Here is a 22,098-nt window from a genome sequence, read left to right as displayed (position 1 = left end):
GCCGTATCAGACCGCCTTAATGTCGATAGCCTCACCTTGCATACGCTTACGCAGAGTACGTTTGGTACGGTCAATCACATCCCCGGCAAGCTGACCACAAGCGGCATCGATATCGTCGCCGCGTGTTTTACGCACAATGGTCGTGAAACCATAGCTCATCAACACCTTAGAAAAACGATCGATGCGGCTGTTGGAACTCCGGCCATACGGCGCGCCCGGGAACGGGTTCCACGGAATCAGGTTAATCTTACACGGCGTATCTTTCAGCAGTTCCGCCAGCTGATGCGCATGTTCCGTTCCATCGTTAATGTGGTCCAGCATGACGTATTCAATTGTGACGCGTCCCTGATTCGCATTGGATTTCTGCAAATAACGGCGAACCGCGTCGAGGAACGTTTCGATGTTGTACTTTCTGTTGATCGGTACAATTTCATCGCGAATTTCATCGTTCGGCGCATGCAAAGAGATCGCCAGCGCAACGTCAATCATGTCGCCCAGTTTATCCAGAGCCGGAACAACGCCTGACGTCGACAGCGTGACGCGGCGTTTAGACAGACCGAAACCGAAATCATCCAGCATGATTTCCATCGCCGGTACAACGTTGGTCAGGTTCAGCAGCGGTTCACCCATGCCCATCATCACCACGTTGGTGATCGGACGTTGCCCGGTGACTTTCGCCGCGCCGACGATTTTCGCCGCACGCCACACCTGGCCGATAATTTCAGAGACGCGCAGGTTACGGTTAAAGCCCTGCTGCGCAGTTGAGCAGAATTTACACTCCAGCGCGCAACCAACCTGTGAAGAGACGCACAGCGTGGCGCGATCGTCTTCCGGGATGTAGACCGTTTCCACGCGCTGATCGCCAACGGCAATCGCCCATTTGATGGTGCCATCTGAAGAACGCTGTTCTTCCACCACCTCTGGCGCGCGGATTTCCGCCACCTCTTTCAGTTTGCCACGTAACACTTTGTTGATGTCGGTCATCTCATCAAAGTTATCGCTGCAATAGTGGTACATCCACTTCATCACCTGATCGGCGCGGAAGGGTTTTTCACCTAATTCTTTAAAAAACTCCCGCATCTGCTGACGGTTCAGATCCAGCAGGTTGATTTTTCCATTTTTATCAGGAACAACCGGGGTGATGATTTCAGACGTGACAATTTGTTCAGACATATTCTATTCCGGCCTCGTTATTACACGTTATGGCCCCTGGAGGGTTGAAAAAAGAAGCGCCCCAGTGAGCGGTGCTCGTCCTGGGGCGCTGCATTGTACAAATTCTATCGCAAGGATGCCACGCCTGCGCGGGACATTAGCGAAAATAATGTGTAAAGGCAGAGCAGCGTCGTAGACCTGATAAGTCGTAGGCCGGATAAGCGTCAGCGCCATCCGGCATTGCGCGACTGCCTGATGGCAACGCAGATGCGTCTTATCCGGCCTACATACTACATCACTGATTTATTAACGAGTGCGCGGGCACACTTCGCCTTCACCAAAGAAATAGGCGATTTCACGCTGAGCGGATTCCAGAGAATCTGAACCGTGGGTGCCGTTTTCGGTGAAGCTGTCCGCGTAGTCGGCACGCAGGGTGCCCGCCAGCGCGTTAGCCGGGTTGGTTGCGCCCAGCAGGTCGCGGTGACGCTGCACGGCATTTTCGCTTTCCAGTACGGAAACCACGATCGGGCCAGAGGTCATGAACTCGACCAGACCGTCGAAGAACGGCTTACCATCGTGCTCGGCATAGAAACCGCGCGCCTGCTCAACGGTCAGGTGCAGCATTTTCGTACCGACAATTTTGAACCCTGCTGCTTCAAAGCGCGCAAAGATGTTGCCAATAACGTTTTTTGCCACCGCATTTGGTTTGATGATGGAAAAAGTACGTTCAATCGCCATGATTACCTCTGTAATGTGTTCTGCTGTTGTATATATGCTTGTACGACCTGGCGCGGATTATAAAGAGCATCCGGGTTATTGCCTATGGATGAAGGTAACATTTTTTTAAAATAAGATGAGTATTAGCAACAAACTGTTGCTATCAGGTCTATTGCAGAGTAAATCGCAGCGCAGAAATCTGTCCAGCAGCATCCATAACCAGTAATTGATACTCGCCTTTTTCGGCAAGATGTAACGTAATATTCCGTTCGCGTTCTCCCAACGGCTCACCATTGAGGAACCACCAGCGCGCCCCCGCGCCACCACTGCTCTGAATCGATAAATCCACCCCGGAAGCGCCGGGTAACCGTTTCACTATCGCGCCATCACGCACGCCCGTTAACTGTAGAGGTAAAGGCGCATCCTGCCCCAGCGGCGGGCAGACCGTCGAAGCCGTCGGTAGTCGCGCAGCGCGGCGTTCAGCAGCGGGCAACCAGGGCTCCAGCGGCAACGGCCAGACAATCAACGTCTGCTCCCGCGCCTGGGCGCAATCGGCGGCGACGCGTTTTCCGTCATTATCCAGCCAGACAGGAAAACGAATGCCGCTAATCCCTTCCTGTTCAGGTAACAGCAGCGTCGGCGGTTGGCTGTTTTCCAGCAGCCAGGTCGCCAGTCGACGGCGGCAGTTACTGTCTCCCGCCGAAAGCGCCTGTCCGCCCGGCCAGCAGATAACGCCCCGGCTCACCGACGCCGGACGCGGATCTTCAGGCTGCGTCGCGGCGCGCGCCATCAGCATATTATTCACCTGATTAAGCAGCGGCACCGCGCTGGCAAAACCAAACTGTCCGGCAACGGGTGTGCCGTCGGGCCTGCCCGTCCAGATGCCAGTCACGTAGCGGGAGCTAACACCTATCGCCCACGCGTCGCGATAGCCATAGCTGGTGCCAGTTTTCCAGGCGAGCGGCACTACGCGCGGCAGGGCGCTATCCGGCAACGGCTGCGCTTCATCGGCCATCACCCGCCGGATGATCCACGCCGCACCCGGCGACATCAGCGGACGCTCCTGCAACGAATCCCCTGGCTGCAAGCGCAATGTTGCCGCCTTGCCATGACGGGCGAACGCACTGTATGCCGCCACCATCTCGTCCAGCCTTGCGCCCGCGCCGCCCAGAATCAGGGAAAGATTAGGGGCCGCGCCCGCAGGCAGATACAGCGGCAGGCCAACGTTACGCAGTTTTGCCGCAAAACGTTTTGGGCCATATGCTTCCAGCACCTGTACCGCAGGCAAATTTAACGAACGCACCAGCGCTTCGCTCATGCTGACGGGGCCATGAAACCCGCTGTCAAAGTTTCCCGGACGATAATCGCCGGTACGGCGCGGCACATCCTGTAACAGCGAGGCGGGATGGATCAACCCGTCATCCAGCGCCAGCCCATAGACAAAGGGTTTAAGCACCGATCCCGGCGATCGGATCGCAGTGACCATATCCACATGACCAAAACGACTGTCATCATTCATATCCACCGATCCAACCCAACCACGCACGCTCATATCGGTATGATCGACAACGATCATCGCCAGCGAACTGCGCGCCGGAAGCCGCCCCTTCCAGTTTTGCGCCAGCTCTTCAAGCTGACGCTGCAACCCGGCATCCAGCGTAGTGACGATTTTGTCACTGTTGCTTTTGCCCAGCATCATGCGTGAGAACAGCGGCGCCAGTTGCGGCATTTGTCGGGGCGCCAGCCAGACGGGTTCTTCGCGGGCCTCCTGAACATTCCGGGCCGACCATACGCCCTGCGCCGCCATCCGCTCCAGCACTTTATTGCGCGCCGCTTGCGCGCGTTCCGGCCAGCGATCGGGACGCAAGCGGCTCGGCGCCTGCGGTAAAACCGCCAGCAACGCCGCTTCCGAATAGCTCAGTTGCGTCGGTGGTTTACCCAGATAAGCCCAACTGGCGGCGCCGATGCCCTGCAACGTTCCGCCAAACGGCGCACGGTTCAGATACAGCGTCAGAATATCGCGCTTGGACAGGTGCCACTCCAGCTGGAGCGCGCGCCAGAGCTGGCGAAATTTACCGCCAAAGGTTCGCGGATGCGGGTCCAGCAGTCGCGCCACCTGCATGGTCAACGTACTGCCGCCGGAAATCACGCGTCCTGACGACAGATCCTGCCAGGCGGCACGCAGTACCGAAAACGGATTCACGCCCGGATGCTGCCAGAACCAGCGGTCCTCGTAATTGATTAACGCGTCAAGATAGCGGGGAGAAACGTCTTCAATCGTCACGGGATAGCGCCAGATCCCCTCCGCATCGGCAAAGCGCCACAGCGGTGTGCCGTCATGCGCCACTACCACCCGTGCCGGATTGACCTCGTGCAGCGGCAGCGGCCAGATTTTGTCCGCCGCCCAGACTGTCAGAATCATCAGAAATGGAGCGATGGCCAGCCAGCGCCAGCCACCGCGTAGACTGCGCAGGACGATCATTTATGGCGTGACAATCAAAAGCCCCTCGGTTGATCCCGTCGCCCGCCACTGTGGAACATACATTGACTCCACCTGCGGGACAGGAACCTGATAGGTTCCCGGCGTCACCGCGCGCGCCAGATACACCAGCGTCACCGGCTGCCCCTGGTTAACCGCCACCGCCGCGACAAAGCGATCGTCACGGAATTCCATATGCTGAATATCCGCCTGCTGCATCTGATTTAACAGATTTTGCACTTCACTGCCGCTGTCCTGCAGGCTGGCGCTGCTGTTTGCCAGGTTCTGGTTTTCCAGCTCCAGACCGGCAGGCAGCAGGTCAACCACCAGCGCGTCTGGCACGTTTTGACTCGCTTTCACTTCGAGCCAGACCAGCACCAGTTCACCGCTGCGCAGGGAACTGAGCGATTTACTCTGACCATCGGTTCCCAGAATCTGGCGCTCGATGTGCAACACATTGCTGGCAGGTACGGGCGCCGTTTGCGGGTATCCGCTGCTGTCCAGACGCAGCCACAGCGGTTGGTCGCCGCTGTTGGTCACCTGCAACGCGGAAAGCCGATCGGCATCCAGATTACGCGTTTGCGCTTTATCGCCCGTCAACGGCTGGTCAGCGAGCGAAGTCTGCGCCTGCCATGTCCCCGGCAGATCCTGTAGCGTGCGCGCAGCAAGGAACAGCGCATTACTCTCCTGCGTCGAAAGCCAGCGCTGACCAAATGCCTGTTCAGAAAGCGTCGTCAGCAGCGTATTTTGCGCCTCGGGTTGCAGTTTATTTTCTTCCAGCAGCGACAGCATGAGCGCGTTATCACGCAACGGGCTACCGTAATCCGCCATCCATTGCTGCGCGTCACGGCGCGGCGTGTTCAGCGCCAGCGTCAACGCCTGTTCACTGCGGCTGGCATCGCCCATATTTTTCAGCGCAATGCCCAGTTGCAGAAGCGGCAAGCCCGACGCGGCCTGAGCCCGGCGTTCCCAGATTTCACGCAGCGCGCCAAGCGGCGCTTTTTGTTGACGCGCCAGCACCAGTCCCGCATACGCCTGAACGGCAAATTTGCTGGCCTGGGTATCGTCGCTATAGCGAACCGACATCATGCCCGGGTCCTGCAAATAGCGCAGCAGGCGTTCATTTCCCCGGTTAATCGCATCGGCCGGAACGCTGTACCCTTGCTCGCCAGCGCGCACGAGGAAATCCATCGCGTATGCGGTAAGCCAGTATTCTTCCGGCCCGTTGTTATCCCACAGGGCAAAACCGCCGTTATCACGCTGCATTTGCAGCATTCGGGAGATCCCCGTATCGACTGCCGCACGGCGTTTTTCATCAGTATCGCCCGCGATCCCCAACGCCTTCAGTTGCGCCGCGTTGGTATAGAGCGACGGGAACAGGCCGCTGGCGGTTTGCTCCAGACAACCATACGGATAAGCCTTCAGCTCCCGAATATAGCGCGCCAGGTTCAGCGGCGGTTTGCCGCTAAGCAACAACTGCCCCTGCAACGTTACCGGCGAGAAGTTCTCCAGATTTTGGGCGGGCGCATGCCAGGTTTCCCCCGCCTGAAGCACCGTTCCGCTATTTACCGTCTGCGCAGGCCAGGCCGGACGGACGCCAATTTTCCACTGCTTATGCTGAGCGGGAAGCGTCTCGCCAGGCAGGTTCAGGCCGGTCAGCGTGGCCTGCAATTCTCCCTCGCCAAACCCTTCTTTTGCGCGTACCGGGATAAACAAGGTCGTACGCACGCCCGGCGCCAGGTTTACCGGAGCAGGTTGCTGACTCACCAGTTCCAGTAACCCACTGGCGGCGAGTTCAATCGTCAACGTCTGCGGTTTGTCTGTCAGGTTAGTGACATCCAGCGTCAGGCGCGAAGTATCGCCGCCCGCCATAAAGCGCGGCTGATTCAGCTCCGCAATCACCGGAGCGGCAACAATCACCTTGCTTTCACTGCTGCCGAAGTCCTCTGCCGTCCATGCCTGGGCCATAACGCGTAACTCGCCGTTAAAATCACCAATCGGCAACGTAACGGAACCTTCGCCCTGCTCATTGAGCGTGACCGGCAGCGCCTGCTGCGCCACGATGTTGACATGGTTGACCGGCGGTTTGCCGCCGCGTTTGAGTTCATCGCCGTCGCCGCCAAAACGCAGCGTCGCCAGACGTCCCTGCCCTTCAATCACCTGACCGTAGATATCATAAATATCCGCGCCATAGCGTTTTTGCCCGAAGAATGCCTGCCACGGATCTGGCGTAACGTAATCGGTGATATTCAACACTCCACTGTCCACCGCAGAGAGCAGTACGTTGATCTGTTTTGGCGTTTCGCCATGTTTAGCGCTGGCTTTGACGTTCACCGTCAGCGGCTGGTTTGGACGCATTTTAGCCGGGCTTTCCAGCGTCAGATCCAGACGACGATTTTCATCCCCCAACGGCAGGTGCAGCAGCCCAACCGCGCGTTTCGGCGTCGCTGAACGCGACTTATCGCCCGGACGCACGACCAGCGCGCTCAGGTAGAGATCGTGTCGATTCCAGGCTTTATCAACGGGAATCGACAGGTCGAGGCCCTCGGCAGGTACATCTATTTCCTGCCACCAGAGCGGGCCGTCGCTTGATTCCACCATCGCGTAGCCTTTACCCGCCACCGGCGCGGCGACATGCAGTTTGATGGTGTCCCCAGGACGATAGGTGGGTTTATCCAGCTTCAGGGTGACGCGATCCGGGCGCGCCGCGCCGCTGCCGTCGCTGTTATCCTGCCAGCTGTAACCTGCCCAGAAGCGCACGCTGCTGATCGCATCATTCGGGGCTTTCACTTCGAGACGATACGATCCCCAGTCAACCGGGAAGCTCACTTTGCCCGTTTCATCGGCGCTGAGATCCAGCGTCTGCTCCCCTTCAACCAGATCTTTTTGATCAAACTGCGACTGCCAGCCTTCGCTTTCCGACCAGTTCCAGTAGTAATCGCGCCGTTCACGGATCAAACGAACCTGCAAACCCGAAGCGGCTTTTTTATTGCCTTGCGCATCGGCGTAGACAATATCAAAGGCGGCGTTACCGCCCTCATCCACGATGGGTTGGTTAACCGTGGCGTCAGTACGATAGTCATACACCGCTTTAGAAGCGAATTGCGGACGAATACCCGGCAAGGTATCGGCAGGCCAGATAGCCTGTTCCGCACGGCGAGTGACCGGACGACCGCCTGATTCCAGCAGGCTTGCTTGTAGGATCACCTGTAACGGCGAATGCGCTTCCTGCCACTGGCTGTTGGCGGAGACGTCGCCACGGCCATTTTCATCCAGCGTAAGCTGGACTTCGTCCAGGCTGCGGGAAAGGTTTTCTTCCGCAATATCGCCAAACTGGAAGCCCGGCAGCGCCTGTACCGCTTCACGCTGCGGGCGCAGGAAGAGTTGCCCCTGTAACGTGTTGCCATTGGCAGGCGCTCCGTACAGGTAGTAACCAACAACGGAGAACGTCACCTCTTCCGACGGGGCTAACGGCGTTTTCTGCGCGCTGAGATTAAGCGCCATTCGCTCCGGCATAAAATCTTCAACATGGAAATCCCACATCCGGGGCTGGTTATCGCCCGTGTTCGCGCGGATGTGCCACATACCGGTTGGCGCACCGCTATCCAGCGGATACGTAAAGCGGTATAACCCGTTTTCAGGCTGGCTGACAACGGTGCGCAGTACCTGACCGTCCGGCTTTACCACTTCCAGTTTGACGGGCTGATCGGGCAAGGTTTTACCGTCGCTGTCGCGCAGCAGTCCGTTGAGGATCACCGTTTCCCCAGGACGATACAGATCGCGCGGGCCGAACATAAAGAACTGCTTGCTGTAGCCCGGCGCGCCCGCAATCGCGAACTCCGCCAGATCCAGCGCGGGCAGTTTCAGATCCAACAGCGTGGTTTGTCCGTCTTTTCGCGCCAGCAACAGCGCCGCCTGCTGACTATTTTCCAGCTGTACATGCCCCTGCGCATCGCTGGCGGCTTGCGCCAGCGTCTGACCTTTCTCATCAAGCAGAGCAACCTCAACCCCCTGCTGCGCTGCGCCGTTTTCCAGACTCTGCGTAAAGATATCAAGACGATTGTGATAACGGTGGGCGGAAACGCCAATGTCGCTGAGGGTAAAGAGCGTGGCAGGATTACTGTAGTTGTAATGTCCGGCCTGATTCATTACCGCAATGTACACGCCCGCCTGTTGCAGGGGCTTAATGTCACTCAGCGGCAGCAGGCGTTTTTCACGCGTATTACGCGCAGGATTGAGATCAAAACGCCCGGTATAGACCAGATCCGCCATTTTGAGCAGGTTGTCAGATTCCCAGTTCGAAAGAGCATTACGGTATTCCCACTGGCTGACGAATGCCGCCAGCGACTCAGGCTTCACGCGAAAGAAGTTTACATCCACGTCGTTCACGTTCAGCGCCATGACCGGCAAGCCTTCCACCACTTTTCCCGGCAGCAGCGAGCCACGGCTGGCAAAGCCGACGCTCGGCTGAACGTCCCGCGTGGTAATGGTTTTTTCATACGCGCGGCCAAAGGCGGTTTTATTCAGCGCCGTTAAATCACGTTCAACGGACACCACCAGATCGCGGTTGGGTTCCAGGTGGCGCAAGCGCAGCTCTTTCAGATTCGGCGACAGCTCCCAGGCGCCATCAACCTTGCCGCTTTTTTTATCGACCACATGCACGGTGCGGGCAAAATCTTGTTCAGGATCTAACGGAATGGAGAACGTCAGCACCAGCGTCGCCGCGCCGTCCAACTGGACTTCGGAGGCGTCCAGCAGCGTCAGTTCTTTACCTTCGCTCTGTTGCGCCAGCTTTTGCAGTTGTGCCGGATCTTTCGTCGGAGCGGATTGCGCGGCGGGCGTCTCATCATTTTTCACCGCCGTTGGCGCGTTATCGTTGTTATCGCACCCCGCCAACGCCAGCATAAGCATGCAAGCGGCTACGCGTATGTGTTTCATTCTTTCATCCCTGGCCACAGTGGCCCGTTAGCAACGTAGAGTAACTATTATGCGTGAGATTTCCCGTTGTGAAAGCCAGTATTCGTTATATAAGTTCTGATTTTTTCATCAGAAATGTGGTTTCACCAGCCAAATCAGCCTCTTTTACTTGTCCCTTTGCGGTAAACGTCCGACAATTTGGCATTATTATGGCAAAAGATGGAGACGCCTATGTCCACCTCCTGGTTTGTCGCCGCCGACTGGCTGGCAGAGCATATCGACGATCCGCAAATTCAAATTATCGACGCCCGCATGGCGCCTCCCGGACAGGAAGACAGGGATGTTGCGGGTGAATATCGTTCAGGCCACATCCCCGGAGCACTCTTTTTCGATATTGAAGCGCTCTCCGATCACACCTCGCCGCTGCCGCACATGATGCCGCGCCCGGAAGCCTTCGCCGTGGCGATGCGTGAACTGGGCGTACACCAGGACAGACATCTGGTGGTCTACGATGAAGGCAACCTGTTTTCCGCCCCGCGCGCGTGGTGGATGCTGCGAACGTTTGGCGTAGAAAACGTCTCAATTCTTGCCGGTGGCCTGGCGGGCTGGCAGCGCGATGAGCTGCCGCTTCAGGAAGGCGAAGTGGAACTCCCGGAAGGGGAATTTGACGTTAAATTCACGGCGGAGAAGGTTGTGCGTCTGACCGATGTACTCCTGGCGAGCCATGAAAGAACCGCACAAATCGTTGATGCCCGCCCGGCGCCACGGTTTAATGCCGAAGCCGATGAACCGCGTCCGGGTCTGAAGCGTGGCCATATTCCCGGCGCGTTGAACGTGCCCTGGACAGAGCTGGTGCGTGAAGGGGAATTAAAAACGACCGATGAACTGGACGTCATTTTCTTCAGTCACGGCGTCAGTTTTGACAGACCGATTATCGCCAGCTGCGGTTCAGGTGTCACCGCGGCGGTCGTGGTGCTGGCGCTCGCCACGCTGGATGTGCCCAATGTCGCGCTGTATGACGGCGCATGGAGCGAATGGGGCGCGCGTAATGATTTACCGGTAGAACCGGCCTAACGTTTTGTAATGTGCCGGATGGCGCTTGCGCTTATCCGGCCTACAGTGCGGGTTGTCCCGGGTGACGTTAACGCCATCCGGCTACCGGGATCAGATAATCCGATTCTGTTTGAAATCGCGCAGGAACCCGCCCCAGCGGCGCTCGTAGAACGGCGCGATGTGCTCGGTAATAAAGTGGCTGATGCCCTGCTCACCTTTTTTCACCTGACAGATATCAATCGGTTCATCGCCGGGCAAGGTATCAGTCGCCACGCTGCCCGCCGCATGAATGATCTCTTCGATGTCGCCATCCGCTTCGATACCAATCAACAGATTCGGCTGGGCGTCATTGCTCTCTTTAATAGTGCAAAGAAAGGCGCGCTTAACCAGTTTGATGGTTTTAAACAGCGTGGTCAGGGAGTCGATCATCTGCGCAGGTGGTTCCGCCACCTCAGACAGAATCAGCGATTCACCGCCTTCCAGCACTTCCTGTGTACTCAGCGGATTGCCCTCTTCGCCGATCAGATGGCTGATCTCACGCGGCATAAACTCTTTACCGGTAGGCAGTTTTGCGTTCAGGAAGAGCGTTTCGCCGAGCGTCATTTCAAATAACGTGCGCACCGGCATCACCACGAATGCCTGCTCGTCTTCTACCGCCTGCTGCAAGGCTTCCAGAGAGGTAAAAAACGGGATGACCGTCGTGCCGTCTTCTTTTTCCCAGTGCTGCAAATCCAGCGCGCTATCGTCAACAATCGCTTCGCCTTCAGCCGCTGTGCCAGGCACCCAGACGGTGGACTCCAGTAAGGTACGGAAAAATGCCGGACGATGCGCGGGTTCAGTCGCCGCCTTCTCCAGCAGGGTTTCTAATTCGTTTTTTGTTTCGGACATAAGGATCACAATAGAGATGCGTGTAGGGCGGGTAAGCGAAGCGCCCCCGCCGTTATCTTGCCGGATAGCGCTAACGCTTATCCGGCCTACATAATTATGCTGTTAACAGGTTAGCGATGGTGCGCACACCCAAACCGGTCGCCCCTGCCGACCACTGCTCAACCGGCGCTTTACGGTAGGTTGCAGAGCAGTCAATGTGCAGCCAGCCCTGCTGGTAGTTTTCGACAAAGTGCGACAGGAAGCCCGCTGCGGTGCTCGCCCCGGCAGGATACGCCGCGCTACCGGTATTGTTCAGTTCCGCAAAGTTAGAAGGCAACTGATTGCGGTGGAACTCCGCCAGCGGCAGACGCCAGAACGGTTCGTTTTCTTCTGCCGCACTCGCCAGCAGACGCCCCGCCAGCGCGTCATCAAAACTGAACAACGCGTGGTAGTCGTTACCCAGCGCGGTTTTCGCGGCGCCGGTCAGCGTCGCCGCATCGATGATCAGCTCTGGTTTTTGCGCGCTGGCGTCGATCAGGCCATCCGCCAGCACCAGGCGCCCTTCCGCATCCGTGTTCATCACTTCCACGTTCTTACCGTTGCGATAATGAATAATATCGCCCAGTTTAAACGCGTTGCCGCTGATCAGGTTATCCGCGCAGCACAGGTACAGCTTCACGCGTTTGTTCAGACCACGGGTAATCGCAAATGCCAGCGCGCCCGTTACCGTTGCCGCACCGCCCATATCGGACTTCATCGAGTCCATAAATGCGCTTTGCTTGATGCTGTAACCGCCGGAGTCAAAGGTAATGCCTTTGCCCACCAGACAGGCGTAAACCGGCGCGTCTTTATCGCCGGTTGGGTTGTAATCCAGCGCCAGCAGCACCGGCGCGCGATCGGAACCCCGGCCAACGGTATGCAGCCCCATGTAGTTTTGCTCGCGCAGATCTTCGCCTTTGGTAATGCGGTAAGAGACATGATCGCACGCGACGCTGCACAGCAGATCAACGGCACGCTGCGCCAGCTGTTCCGGCCCCAGCTCTTCCGCCGGCGCGTTAATGGTGTCGCGTACCCAGTCAATGATCGTCAGACGGTTGTCCAGTTCCTTCCGCTTCTCATCGTCAAAATCTGGCCACTCGACCTTGCGGCTGCCTTTCGGCCCTTTGTAACCCTGCCAGAATGCCCAGCTACGCTCCACATCCCAGCCAGCGCCGGTCAGTTGTACGTGTTTAATGCCCAGGCCGTCGATTTTACGCGCCGCGCGCTGGATTAAACCGGAGTCATCTTTACCGTTCAGGTGCAGGGTAATGCCGTCGTTATTGATGCTGTATGTGGCTTTGTCTCCCCAGCGAGCGTCAGCCGGTTGGGTGGAGAGCGTAATTTTCATCGCTTCAGTCATTGTTCTTTTCCTTCTTCGCGCATACAGGAAAACGGGCCACCCGTGGGCAGCCCGTTTATTTATTCAGCTTCGTCCAGCCAGACCAGCAGGATAGCCTCAAGGATCTTTTCATTTGATGCCTGCGGGTCATCATCAAAATCCTCAAGATCGCAAATCCATTGATGCAGGTCGGTGAAACGAACGGTCTTAGGATCGAGATCGGGGAACGCGTCGTACAGCGCCTCGCCGATTTCGCGGCTATCAGTCCACTTCAGTCCCATACTACCCTCTGTTAATGCTCGCGTGCATGGTTGATTGTGTAACGTGGGATTTCGACCACCAAATCTTCATCGGTGACGCGCGCCTGACAGCCCAAACGACTCTCCGGCTCCAGACCCCAGGCTTTATCCAACATATCGTCTTCGTCTTCCGTGCTTTCCGGCAGGGAATCGAAACCTTCACGCACGATGCAGTGGCAGGTCGTGCAGGCACAGGATTTTTCACAGGCGTGTTCAATCTCGATACCGTTACGCAGGGCAACGTCAAGAATGGTTTCGCCGGTCTCAGCTTCCAGAACTGCGCCATCGGGACAGAGATCCTGATGAGGCAGAATAACAATCTTTGGCATATTAAACCTCGTCCACGGAATGGCCTTGCAGCGCGCGACGAACAGATTTGTCCATGCGACGAGCGGCGAATTCCTGGGTTTGTTTGTCTACGTTTTTAATGGCTTGTTCTATCGCGTCAACATCATCGCTCTGCGCAACCTCGCTCAAGTGCGCGGCGGCATCATCAATGACCTGACGTTCTGCGGCGCTTAGCAGCGCGGCATCAGCAACGAGCGCGCCGGTCAGGCTTTCCAGCACGCGCGCCGCTTCCACTTTTTGCTCTGCCAGCATACGGGCTTTTACATCCTGCTCGGCAAAGCTCATTGAATCCTGAATCATGGTGGCGATTTCGCTGTCCGTCAGACCGTAAGACGGTTTGACCTGGATAGACGCCTCAACGCCGGTGGATTTCTCCATCGCGGTGACGTTCAGCAGGCCATCGGCATCCACCTGGAAGGTGACGCGGATATGCGCCCCGCCCGCCGGCATCGCCGGGAGCCCGCGCAGCGCGAAGCGCGCCAGCGAACGACAATCCTGCACCAGCTCGCGCTCGCCCTGCATGACATGGATCGACATCGCGGTCTGACCATCTTTAAAAGTGGTAAAGTCCTGCGCGCGCGCCACCGGAATGGTGGTGTTACGCGGGATCACTTTCTCCACCAGGCCACCCATGGTTTCCAGCCCCAGCGACAGCGGAATCACGTCCAGCAGCAGCATTTCGCTGTCCGGCTTGTTGCCGACGAGGATATCCGCCTGAATCGCCGCGCCAATGGCGACGACCTTATCCGGGTCGATTGCCGTCAGCGGCGGACGACCAAAAAATTCGCCCACGCGTTCGCGCACCAGCGGCACACGGGTGGAGCCGCCGACCATCACCACTTCCAGCACCTCCTGCGCCTCAACGCCCGCATCTTTCAATGCGCGGCGACAGGCCATCAGAGTACGTTTAACTAAAGCGGCGATAAGGTCATTAAACTGTTCACGGGTGATGTCGCCCTGCCAGCCCGCCACATTGACGCTAACGGAATCGGCATCGCTCAGCGCGATTTTTGCCGCGATGGCGGCATCCAGCAGTTCACGCTGGACGCGGTTATCGCTGCGATCGGCAATGCCCGCCTGCTCACGGATGTAATCGGCCAGCAGATGGTCGAAGTCGTCGCCGCCGAGCGCGGAATCACCGCCGGTCGCCAGCACTTCAAACACGCCGCGACTCAGGCGCAAAATAGAGATATCGAAGGTGCCGCCGCCGAGGTCGTAAACCGCGATAACGCCTTCTTTGCCGGAGTCCAGACCGTAGGCGATCGCCGCCGCCGTAGGTTCATTAAGCAGACGCAAGACGTGCAGCCCCGCCAGACGCGCCGCGTCTTTCGTTCCCTGGCGCTGTGCATCGTCAAAGTAAGCGGGCACGGTAATGACCACACCATCCAGCTCGCCCGACAACGCTTCCGTCGCCCGCGCCGCCAGCGCTTTCAGGATATCGGCAGAAATACGTACCGGGTTGAGCAGACCTGCCGCCGTTTCAATCATCGGCAGACCATTTTCACTGGCCTGGAACTGATACGGCAGATGGGGATAGCGCGTCTGAATATCCGCCAGCGAGCGGCCCATCATGCGTTTTACCGAGCTGATGGTGTTAGCCGTGTCCTGCGCCGCGTTCGCACGCGCCGCGTAACCGACCGTGTGGCCCTGCTGCTGATAGTGAACGACTGACGGCAACAGATGGCGACCGTCGTGATCGGCCAGCGTTTCTGCCTGGCCGCTGCGAACGGTCGCAACCAATGAGTTGGTAGTACCTAAATCGATGCCTGCCGCCAGACGACGCTGGTGCGGCGCAGCGCTCAGACCAGGCTCACTAATTTGTAATAAGGCCATATTCGCTTCCGGGAATTAAAAATCGAGCAGCTTTTCTTCGAGTTGTTCGGCGCTGCTTCGCAGTTTATCGAGAAAACGCAGTTTACGCACGGTGTCCGCCGCCACGTCCCACGTCTCGTTGTCCAACTGTTCCACCATCAGCTGATGGCGGGCATCAAACATTGTTTTCACGCGCTTGATGAAACTTTCCAGTCGCGCTTCGTCCTTTGCCTGTTCTATTTCATCAAGCTCTTCACGCAGTTCCAGCTGTTCCATCAAAAACGCGGTATCGCGCACCGTATGCTGCTCGCTGGCCAGATCAAAGCCGTGTAGTGACAGTAAATATTCGGCGCGCGTCAAAGGGTGACGCAGCGTTTGCCAGGCCTGATTAATAGTCGCGGAGTGTTGTACGGCGGCGAGTTGCTCAGCCTGCGTACCGCTGGCGAATTTATCAGGATGATACTGACGTTGAAGATCCTGAAAACGGAGGCTCAGCGCCTGGATATCGAGTTGATAGTGGGCTGGCAAGCCAAAGAGGGTGAAGTAGTCCATAACATTCTCAGGGCATCGACTCTCTGATGTTTCAGGAAGTCAGGTAAAACAAACCCCACGCGCAGGTGACCACGGTGGGGTTATCGGTAAGCACGTTACACGTTGAAGCTTTCGCCGCAACCACACTCGTCTTTTACGTTCGGGTTGGTAAATTTAAACCCTTCGTTCAGACCTTCTTTTACGAAGTCTAACTGCGTACCGTCCAGAAATTGCAGGCTCTTACCGTCGATCACGACTTTTACGCCTTTGTCTTCAAACACGGTGTCTTCTGCCGCCGGTTCATCAACAAATTCCAGTACATAAGCCATACCTGAACAGCCGGAAGTTCTCACCCCCAGGCGCAGGCCAAACCCTTTACCACGGTTTGCCAGAAAGGTATTTACTCGCGCTGCAGCACTGTCGCTAAGTGTAATCGACATAACAACCTCAACTCTTCTTATTTTGCTTCACGTTTGCTTTTGTAATCCGCAATAGCGGCTTTAATTGCGTCTTCTGCCAGAATGGAGCAGTGAATTTTCACCGGAGGCAGTTCAAGCTCGTCTGCGATATCGGTATTTTTAATCGCCTGCGCTTCGTCCAGAGACTTCCCTTTCACCCATTCGGTGACCAGGGAGCTGGACGCGATAGCGGAACCGCAGCCGTAAGTCTTGAAACGCGCGTCTTCAATGATACCTTCATTGTTGACTTTAATCTGCAACTTCATCACGTCGCCGCAAGCCGGTGCACCCACCATACCGCTGCCTACGTTTTCGTCGCTGTTGTCAAAGGAACCCACGTTGCGTGGATTCTCGTAATGATCGATTACTTTTTCGCTGTAAGCCATTATAAATTCTCCTGATTCCGATACCGATTAATGATGAGCCCATTCGATGCTGTTCAAATCCACGCCCTGTTTGAACATTTCCCACAGCGGGGAAAGGTCACGCAGACGACCGATGGATTTGCGCACCAGCTCAATGGTGTAGTCGATCTCTTCTTCAGTAGTGAAACGACCTAAAGAGAAACGGATAGAGCTATGCGCCAGCTCGTCATTCATGCCCAGTGCGCGCAGCACATAGGACGGTTCCAGACTTGCGGACGTACAGGCGGAACCTGAAGACACCGCCAGATCTTTCAGCGCCATAATCAGGGATTCGCCTTCAACGTAGTTAAAGCTGACGTTGAGAATGTTCGGCGCGCCCTGCTCCAGGTCACCGTTCAGGTAAACTTCTTCGATATCGTTGATGCCGTTCCACAGACGGTTACGCAGCGTGCGCAGACGCGCCATCTCGGTTTCCATCTCTTCTTTCGCGATACGGTAAGCTTCGCCCATACCGACGATCTGGTGTACAGGCAGCGTACCGGAACGCATACCGCGCTCGTGACCGCCGCCGTGCATCTGCGCTTCGATACGAATACGCGGTTTACGACGCACATACAGCGCGCCAATCCCTTTCGGGCCATAGATTTTGTGGCCGGAGAAGGACATCAGGTCCACTTTCAGCTGGCTCAGGTCGATAGGCAGTTTGCCCACGCTCTGGGTGGCGTCAACGTGGTAGATAATACCACGCGCACGGCACATTTCGCCGATGGTCGCGATATCCTGCACCACGCCGATTTCGTTGTTGACGTGCATGATGGACACAAGAATGGTGTCATCGCGCATCGCCGCTTCGAGTTCTTTCAGATCGATAATGCCGTTGCTCTGCGGCGCCAGGTAAGTAACCTCAAACCCTTCGCGCTCAAGCTGACGGCAGGTATCCAGCACGGCTTTATGCTCGGTTTTGCTGGTGATGATGTGCTTGCCTTTTTTCTGATAAAAGTTGGCCGCACCTTTAATCGCCAGGTTGTCGGATTCAGTCGCACCGGAGGTAAAGACGATTTCACGCGGATCGGCGCCAACCAGTTCTGCGATCTGGTTGCGGGCGATATCTACCGCTTCTTCAGCTTGCCAGCCGAAACGGTGTGAACGAGAGGCCGGGTTACCAAAGGTTCCGTCCAGGGTCAAAAACTGCATCATTTTCTCGGCAACACGCGGGTCCACCGGCGTGGTTGCGGAGTAATCGAGATAGATCGGTAATTTCATTGCTCTATAAACTCCGTACATCGCTTCAATGCAAGGAATCAGGCAACCGGCTGGATGTACGACCGAGTACACGGGGCGAGTAAACGCCCCGGCCTGATTCTGAAATCTATTATAATTTTTTACCCTAACTGTTTTGCGGTGCAGCAAGGCGACAAGCTTGTGAAACCCTGGCGCTTACATAAGTAAGTGACCGGGATGAACAAGCGCGGCCAACGCAGCAGCGCCCCGAAACAGGGCGGGTAAATTACGCGCGCAGTTTGACGTCGATTGCGTCTTGCGTACGGGTGCTACGTGGCGCGTCATGGGTGTGCTGACGATCAGACACATCCAGAACTTCCTGGTTATTCACCAGTTCGCCTAAGGTAATGTTGTTGAGGAAACCGGTCAGACGGTCACTCAAATCACGCCACAGCGCATGCGTCAGGCATTTATCGCCGCCCTGACAGCCGCCTTTGCCCTGACAACGGGTCGCATCTACCGACTCGTCAACAGCGCTAATCACTTCGCCAACCGCGATGCTACCTGCGTCTTTACCCAACAGATAACCACCGCCTGGGCCACGTACGCTGGAAACCAGACCATTTTTACGCAAACGTGAAAACAGCTGTTCCAGATAAGAAAGGGAAATTCCCTGACGTTCAGAAATATCAGCCAACGGTACCGGGCCCGCTTCGGAGTTGAGCGCAACGTCCAACATTGCGGTCACGGCATAACGCCCTTTAGATGTTAGTCTCATGTCTTACTTAACCTCAAACTCGCCCCTGCCCGGGGTTTTTTATTGTAAAATGGGGGTATTGCATAGCAGGGTCAAGTCTGACATTCCCGACTAAATCAGTCAACTATTTACTTGACTAATTTAGTCAGGTATTTAACCTTCAGTGCCGTTTCTGTTTGCCGGATGGCGCTTCGCTTATCCGGCCTACAATATTCGGCCTGCAAATCGTGCAGCCATCCGGCATCAACACGCTTACTTGCCTTTATTCTGCTGCTCAATAGAAGCAAGAATGCCGCGCAGGATATTCAGTTCCTGGCTTTCCGGGCGCGCGCGCGTAAACAGACGACGCAGTTTGTTCATGACCTGCCCCGGATGGCCTTCACGGATAAAGCCGGTTGAAAGCAGCGTCTGCTCCAGATGGCCGTAAAAACGTTCCAGGTCGTCCACCAGCGGATATGGCGTCTCTTCATGTTCCGCCGCCTCGTCGTTTTCCTGCGTTGCCAGCCAGGCCATACGCACTTCGTAGGCGATCACCTGTACCGCCATCGCCAGGTTGAGCGAGCTGTATTCCGGGTTTGCGGCAATCGCCACATGGTAATGGCATTTTTGCAGTTCGTCGTTGGTCAGGCCAACGCGCTCGCGGCCAAAGACCAGCGCAACCGGCGTATTCGCGGCTTCCGCCACGCTTTTCAGACCGCATTCGCGCGGGTCCAGCATCGGCCACGGCAGCGTGCGGGAACGCGCGCTGGTGCCGACCACCAGGCTACACCCTGCCAACGCGTCATCGAGCGTATCGACGATCTGCGCATTGCCGATCACATCACTGGCGCCAGCCGCCAGCGCGATAGCCTGGGAGTCCGGCTTGACCAACGGATTGACCAGCCACAGGTTTGTTAAACCCATTGTTTTCATGGCGCGGGCAACAGAACCCATATTGCCGGTGTGAGAGGTTTCCACCAGCACAATTCGAATATTTTGCAGCATTGTCTTTCTTCGGCTAAAGATTATTCGGGCATATTATCATAAAACGGAGACATATTCCGAACTCGCTGCTATACTCTGCGCCGTTTTCCCGTTCTTTAACATCCAGTGAGAGAGACCGATGCATCCGATGCTGACCATCGCCGTGCGCGCAGCGCGCAAGGCGGGTAATGTAATTGCCAAACACTACGAAACGCCTGACTCAGTAGAAACCAGCCAGAAAGGCAGCAATGATTTTGTGACTAACGTCGATAAAGCCGCCGAAGCGATTATTATCGAAACGATCCGCAAATCTTACCCACAGCACACCATCATTACCGAAGAAAGCGGTGAACATGAAGGTACCGATCAGGATGTTCAATGGGTTATCGATCCACTGGATGGCACCACCAACTTTATCAAACGTCTGCCGCACTTCGCGGTATCTATCGCCGTACGCATCAAAGGCCGTACTGAAGTCGCGGTAGTTTACGATCCTATGCGTAACGAACTGTTCACCGCCACTCGCGGTCAGGGCGCACAGCTGAACGGTTACCGTCTGCGCGGCAGCACCGCGCGCGACCTGGATGGCACCATCCTGGCGACCGGTTTCCCGTTCAAAGCCAAACAGTATGCGACCACCTACATCAATATCGTTAGCAAACTGTTCACCGAATGCGCTGACTTCCGTCGCACCGGTTCTGCTGCGCTGGATCTGGCGTATGTGGCTGCGGGTCGCGTTGACGGTTTCTTTGAGATCGGTCTGCGTCCGTGGGATTTCGCCGGTGGCGAACTGCTGGTGCGTGAAGCGGGCGGTATCGTCAGCGACTTTACCGGCGGCCATAACTACATGACGACCGGTAACATCGTGGCCGGTAACCCGCGCGTGGTTAAAGCGATGCTGGCAAGCATGCGCGACGAATTGAGCGATGCGCTGAAGCGCTAATCGTTTGATGCCGGATGACGGCTAGCGCCTTATCCGGCCTACCAGGGGAGTTTCCCGTAGGCCTGATAAGCGAAGCGCCATCAGGCATTCATCCTACAACTGTGCTAAAACGGTCTTAATCCCCTGCCCACCGGCACCGCACTCATCCACATCACCACCGCCGCCACAACCAAAATCACGCCACCGGCTAACGCCAGCGTTGTCCATCCCACTTGCCGCCACAATACCGGCGTTTTATTGCCGCTTAATTTTACCGCCAGTGCGCGGAAACTGTGAACCAGCAACGCCAGAGAGGTAATGGTCAGCGAGGTTCCCGCCGCCATCGCCAGCGCCGACGCCATTCCCCAACTAAAGACGCCAATAACTTTACTGAACAGCAGCACCATAATCGCGCCGGAACAGGGGCGCATCCCCATCGACAGAATAATCATCAGCCGCGCGCGCCAGTCATCGCCATTCCTGAGTTGCTCTGGGTTCGGCAGATGCTGATGCCCACAGCCGCAATGTTCGTGGTGAACATGATGCGGCGTAAATGAGATAAATTTCGGCTTGCGCAGCAGCGCGCGAAGCGTCTTTAGCGCCCGCCAGCAAAGCAATATTCCCAGCACGCCGACTAACGCATAACTGCCCTTCTCCAGCCAGAAGCTGCTCAGATGTAACTGCCTCGCCGGAAGCTGCAATACCGTCAGCACCACAACCACCAGCGCAATGGCCACCAGCCCCTGCAATAACGATGAGGCCAGCGTCAGGCCGATGCTTGATTTCAGCTTTGATGGATGCGTCGCCAGCCATGTGGTAATCACCACTTTTCCATGACCCGGCCCCAGCGCATGGAGTACGCCATACAGAAAGCTAAACAACAGCAGCGAACCGCCCGCCTGCGCCGGATTCGCCGCCACCGCTTTTAATAAGGCGCTCATCTGCTGATTCACTTCCCGCTGCCAGACAATGCTTTTCACCATCACCTGCGGCCAGGCCTGCCATAACCACAGCCCGCCCGCGATGGCCAGCAACAGAAATACCGCCAGCGGCCACAGCGGCAGCCAACGTCGGGAGCGCGGGCGTTGTTGGGAGATTACTGACATTGCACCGTTACCTTCTGCGCGAACTGTTTACCCAAATCCATATCCTCCGGCGGCGCGTCTTCTTTATCCAGCGACTGCGCAAAACTGAGCGTATCTTCACTCGGCGTCGGCGTATGCACACTCATGCTGCATTGTGTGCTTAACGCCTGCGGCAACGAGGCGTCCCGATCGTTGGCGTAGCTCATATCTACATAGTATGTGGGATCGAAGGTTGAAAAAGTATAAGTCTGGCCGCTCAGCGGCTGCGGTTCAGCCAACGGCAGGACAAACGTCAACACCGCCTGGTGCGCTTCCCGTTCCATTCCGTATTCCGTCGGGCGATTTTTAAACTTGACCTTTTGTCCGTTGTGCCACACTTCGGTGAAGTAGTGCTGGCCGAGCACGTTCGCCATCACTTCCGCCGCCAGCTTTTTCCAGATCTCCGAACCGGGCTTCGCGTCTCCCGCGTCATAAAGCAGGTCTGCGGAGGTGATTTCATCCATCGTCCAGCGCATTTTTAGCGCCACAAACCGATCGTTTTCACTCACCAGCTGCGTCTGCAATCGAATAAAGCTATGAGGGTGCGCCTGCGCTGTAAAAGATAAAACAGCGAGAAAGAGTGTTAAAGCGCTGCGTTTAACTAATTGCATCTGTTCCTCACGTTAAAAATTCTGTGATGCTCGCCAGCATTCCTGGCGTAAAGCCCTCTTATAACCATTTCCACGCACAAACTTTAGCTATCCTTATCAAACAAACTAACGGGAGACCAGACAG

General features: G+C 56.5%; 19 protein-coding genes. 2 read left to right on the top strand and 17 right to left on the bottom strand.

Annotation, left to right across the window (positions count from 1 at the left end; genetic code table 11):
• Positions 1-6 precede the first annotated feature (6 nt).
• The 4 genes from rlmN to OGX80_RS16495 form a co-directional block, all read right to left on the bottom strand.
• Positions 7-1,173, bottom strand: a complete 1,167-nt coding sequence (rlmN, locus tag OGX80_RS16510) for a dual-specificity RNA methyltransferase RlmN (RefSeq protein ID WP_012131263.1) — start codon at positions 1,171-1,173, stop codon at positions 7-9.
• Between the two features lie 285 nt (positions 1,174-1,458).
• Positions 1,459-1,890: a nucleoside-diphosphate kinase gene (gene ndk / locus OGX80_RS16505; protein WP_012131261.1), complete on the bottom strand. Its 432-nt coding sequence runs from the start codon at positions 1,888-1,890 to the stop codon at positions 1,459-1,461.
• A gap of 148 nt (positions 1,891-2,038) precedes the next feature.
• On the bottom strand, positions 2,039-4,351 hold the full coding sequence (gene pbpC, locus OGX80_RS16500; RefSeq protein ID WP_115181288.1) for a peptidoglycan glycosyltransferase PbpC: 2,313 nt from the start codon (positions 4,349-4,351) through the stop codon (positions 2,039-2,041).
• The gene (locus tag OGX80_RS16495) at positions 4,352-9,286 is read right to left on the bottom strand and encodes an alpha-2-macroglobulin family protein (protein WP_115181287.1); all 4,935 of its coding nucleotides are present in this window, start codon (positions 9,284-9,286) and stop codon (positions 4,352-4,354) included.
• A 210-nt stretch (positions 9,287-9,496) separates the two neighbouring features.
• Between OGX80_RS16495 and sseA the strand changes: the two genes are divergently transcribed.
• A complete protein-coding gene (sseA, locus tag OGX80_RS16490; RefSeq protein WP_024130118.1) occupies positions 9,497-10,339 on the top strand; it encodes a 3-mercaptopyruvate sulfurtransferase in 843 nt (280 codons plus the stop codon).
• Between the two features lie 90 nt (positions 10,340-10,429).
• Here the strand turns inward: sseA and sseB are convergent, their stop codons facing one another.
• The 11 genes from sseB to trmJ all read right to left on the bottom strand — a co-directional run bounded on the left by sseB (position 10,430) and on the right by trmJ (position 19,338).
• Positions 10,430-11,206, bottom strand: a complete 777-nt coding sequence (sseB, locus tag OGX80_RS16485) for an enhanced serine sensitivity protein SseB (protein WP_012131255.1) — start codon at positions 11,204-11,206, stop codon at positions 10,430-10,432.
• A 94-nt stretch (positions 11,207-11,300) separates the two neighbouring features.
• Complete coding sequence (gene pepB / locus OGX80_RS16480; RefSeq protein ID WP_115181286.1) at positions 11,301-12,584, bottom strand: aminopeptidase PepB; 1,284 nt, start codon at positions 12,582-12,584, stop codon at positions 11,301-11,303.
• Between the two features lie 59 nt (positions 12,585-12,643).
• Positions 12,644-12,844: a Fe-S cluster assembly protein IscX gene (gene iscX, locus OGX80_RS16475; RefSeq protein ID WP_012131252.1), complete on the bottom strand. Its 201-nt coding sequence runs from the start codon at positions 12,842-12,844 to the stop codon at positions 12,644-12,646.
• Positions 12,845-12,855: 11 nt separating this feature from the next.
• Complete coding sequence (fdx, locus tag OGX80_RS16470; RefSeq protein ID WP_012131251.1) at positions 12,856-13,191, bottom strand: ISC system 2Fe-2S type ferredoxin; 336 nt, start codon at positions 13,189-13,191, stop codon at positions 12,856-12,858.
• 1 nt (position 13,192) lies between these two features.
• A complete protein-coding gene (gene hscA, locus OGX80_RS16465; protein WP_115181285.1) occupies positions 13,193-15,043 on the bottom strand; it encodes a Fe-S protein assembly chaperone HscA in 1,851 nt (616 codons plus the stop codon).
• Positions 15,044-15,058: 15 nt separating this feature from the next.
• Positions 15,059-15,574, bottom strand: coding sequence for a co-chaperone HscB (gene hscB, locus OGX80_RS16460; RefSeq protein ID WP_114848602.1), 516 nt, complete (start codon positions 15,572-15,574; stop codon positions 15,059-15,061).
• A 95-nt stretch (positions 15,575-15,669) separates the two neighbouring features.
• Positions 15,670-15,993, bottom strand: coding sequence for an iron-sulfur cluster assembly protein IscA (iscA, locus tag OGX80_RS16455; protein ID WP_004104506.1), 324 nt, complete (start codon positions 15,991-15,993; stop codon positions 15,670-15,672).
• 17 nt (positions 15,994-16,010) lie between these two features.
• Positions 16,011-16,397: a Fe-S cluster assembly scaffold IscU gene (iscU, locus tag OGX80_RS16450; RefSeq protein ID WP_002913991.1), complete on the bottom strand. Its 387-nt coding sequence runs from the start codon at positions 16,395-16,397 to the stop codon at positions 16,011-16,013.
• Between the two features lie 27 nt (positions 16,398-16,424).
• Positions 16,425-17,639, bottom strand: coding sequence for a cysteine desulfurase (gene iscS / locus OGX80_RS16445; protein ID WP_024130117.1), 1,215 nt, complete (start codon positions 17,637-17,639; stop codon positions 16,425-16,427).
• Positions 17,640-17,883: 244 nt separating this feature from the next.
• Positions 17,884-18,375 carry a Fe-S cluster assembly transcriptional regulator IscR gene (gene iscR, locus OGX80_RS16440; RefSeq protein WP_012131246.1) on the bottom strand — a complete coding sequence of 164 codons (492 nt, stop codon included), beginning with the start codon at positions 18,373-18,375 and terminating at the stop codon, positions 17,884-17,886.
• A 231-nt stretch (positions 18,376-18,606) separates the two neighbouring features.
• On the bottom strand, positions 18,607-19,338 hold the full coding sequence (gene trmJ, locus OGX80_RS16435) for a tRNA (cytosine(32)/uridine(32)-2'-O)-methyltransferase TrmJ (RefSeq protein ID WP_071258072.1): 732 nt from the start codon (positions 19,336-19,338) through the stop codon (positions 18,607-18,609).
• Between the two features lie 118 nt (positions 19,339-19,456).
• Here trmJ and suhB point away from each other — a divergent pair, with 118 nt between their 5' ends.
• Positions 19,457-20,260: an inositol-1-monophosphatase gene (gene suhB / locus OGX80_RS16430; RefSeq protein WP_024130116.1), complete on the top strand. Its 804-nt coding sequence runs from the start codon at positions 19,457-19,459 to the stop codon at positions 20,258-20,260.
• Between the two features lie 104 nt (positions 20,261-20,364).
• Here the strand turns inward: suhB and OGX80_RS16425 are convergent, their stop codons facing one another.
• Both OGX80_RS16425 and OGX80_RS16420 read right to left on the bottom strand, forming a co-directional pair.
• A complete protein-coding gene (locus OGX80_RS16425) occupies positions 20,365-21,345 on the bottom strand; it encodes a nickel/cobalt transporter (RefSeq protein WP_115181284.1) in 981 nt (326 codons plus the stop codon).
• A complete protein-coding gene (locus OGX80_RS16420) occupies positions 21,336-21,974 on the bottom strand; it encodes a DUF1007 family protein (RefSeq protein ID WP_115181283.1) in 639 nt (212 codons plus the stop codon). Before OGX80_RS16420 ends, OGX80_RS16425 begins: the two co-directional genes overlap by 10 nt.
• Positions 21,975-22,098: the final 124 nt, after the last annotated feature.

This window comes from Citrobacter sp. CK194 (genome assembly GCF_030333395.1).
GTDB lineage: Bacteria > Pseudomonadota > Gammaproteobacteria > Enterobacterales > Enterobacteriaceae > Citrobacter_B > Citrobacter_B koseri.
This window is presented reverse-complemented; position numbering and strand designations above follow the sequence as displayed.